Below are 1,690 nucleotides of genomic sequence, written 5' to 3'. Positions count from 1 at the left end.
AGGCCGTCATAGAGCCGGGTGCGGCCTTCGGCGCGCGCCTTTTCCCTCATCGCCGCCAGTTCGTCCGGCGTGGCATAGCAGCGGTATGCCATGCCGCTGGCGAGCAGCTGTTCGGCGACCTCGCGATGCCGGTCGGCGCGACTATATTGGTAGATGACGTCGCCGTCCCAATCGAGCTCCAGCCACCTCAATCCATCCAGGATGGCGTCGATCGCCTCCTTGGTTGATCGCTGCCGGTCGGTATCCTCGATTCTGAGCAGCATCTTGCCGCCGCGGCCGCGCGCATAGAGCCAGTTGAACAGGGCCGTGCGGGCGCCTCCGATGTGGAGGAAACCGGTCGGGGACGGGGCAAAACGGGTGACGATCTGATCGGTCATTGGCAGCGGCAGCACATCCTGGCGGTGACGGAACGGCGGGGGGTGTATAGCAGGACCCCCGCATAACTAAAGCCTTCCTTGGGGAGGGTGGATTTGGCACATAGTCTGGCAGATTCCGAAGCAGGACATTCTTGATGACGACGACAGACAATGCGACGGCGGCTGAGGCAGGGCGCGATTTCATCCGCGACATCGTCCAGGCCGATCTCGACAGCGGCAGGCACAAGGTCGTCGTGACCCGGTTCCCGCCGGAGCCGAACGGCTACCTGCATATCGGCCATGCCAAGTCGATTGCGCTGAACTTCGGGATTGCCCAGGAATTCGGCGGCCGCTGTCATCTGCGCTTCGACGACACCAATCCGACCCGGGAAGAGCAGGAATATATCGACTCCATCCAGGCCGACGTACACTGGCTCGGCTACGACTGGGGCAACGACCTGTTCTATGCCTCTGACTATTTCGATCGCCTCTATGACTGGGCGGAGGGGCTGATCCGCGAAGGCCTGGCCTATGTCGACGACCAGTCGCAGGAGGAGATCCGCCTCTCACGCGGCACCCTGACCGAGCCCGGCAAGAACAGCCCGTTTCGGGATCGCACGGTCGAGGAGAATCTCGACCTGTTTCGCCGCATGAAGGCCGGCGAATTTCCGAACGGCGCGCGCGTGCTGCGGGCCAAGATCGACATGTCGGCCGGCAACATCAATCTGCGCGATCCCGTGCTGTATCGGATTTTGCATGCGCACCATCCGCGCACCGGCGGCACCTGGTCGATCTACCCTGCTTACGACTATGCGCACGGCCAGTCGGATGCGATCGAGGGCATCACGCATTCGATTTGCACCTTGGAATTCGAGGACCATCGGCCGCTCTATGACTGGTTCTTGTCCAAGCTGCCGGTGCCGTCGACGCCGCGCCAGTACGAGATGGCGCGCCTCAACCTGACCTACACCTTGCTGTCGAAGCGGGTGCTGACCAGGCTGGTGCAGGACGGCCATGTCTCCGGCTGGGACGATCCGCGCATGCCGACCATTGCCGGCATGAAGCGACGCGGCGTGCCGCCGGCGGCATTGCGCGAGTTCATCAAGCGCATCGGCGTCGCCAAGGCCAACAGCGTGGTCGATGTCGGCATGCTCGAATTCTGCATCCGCGAGGAGCTCAACCGCACGGCACAGCGCCGCATGGCGGTGCTCAAGCCGCTCAAGGTCGTGATCGAGAACTATCCGGAAGGCCAGGTTGAGGAGCTCGACGCGATCAACCATCCCGACGATCCTTCCGCGGGTACTCGGAAGATCGCGTTCGGCCGCGAGCTCTAT

Annotated in this window: 2 protein-coding genes; one reads left to right on the top strand and one right to left on the bottom strand. The window is 63.1% G+C overall.

Annotated elements, in window-relative coordinates:
• Positions 1 to 377, bottom strand: a 377-nt coding sequence (locus WA702_RS00160; protein ID WP_425108503.1) for a glutamate--tRNA ligase family protein, incomplete at its 3' end; no start/stop codon positions are given.
• A gap of 134 nt (positions 378 to 511) precedes the next feature.
• Here WA702_RS00160 and glnS point away from each other — a divergent pair.
• On the top strand, positions 512 to 1,690 hold a 1,179-nt coding region (gene glnS / locus WA702_RS00155), incomplete at its 3' end, for a glutamine--tRNA ligase (RefSeq protein WP_425108502.1).

The organism is Bradyrhizobium sp. (assembly GCF_049798375.1).
In the GTDB taxonomy this organism is placed as follows: Bacteria; Pseudomonadota; Alphaproteobacteria; order Rhizobiales; family Xanthobacteraceae; genus Bradyrhizobium.
Note: the sequence above shows the minus strand (reverse complement) of the source record. Positions and strands in the feature narration are given on the sequence as shown.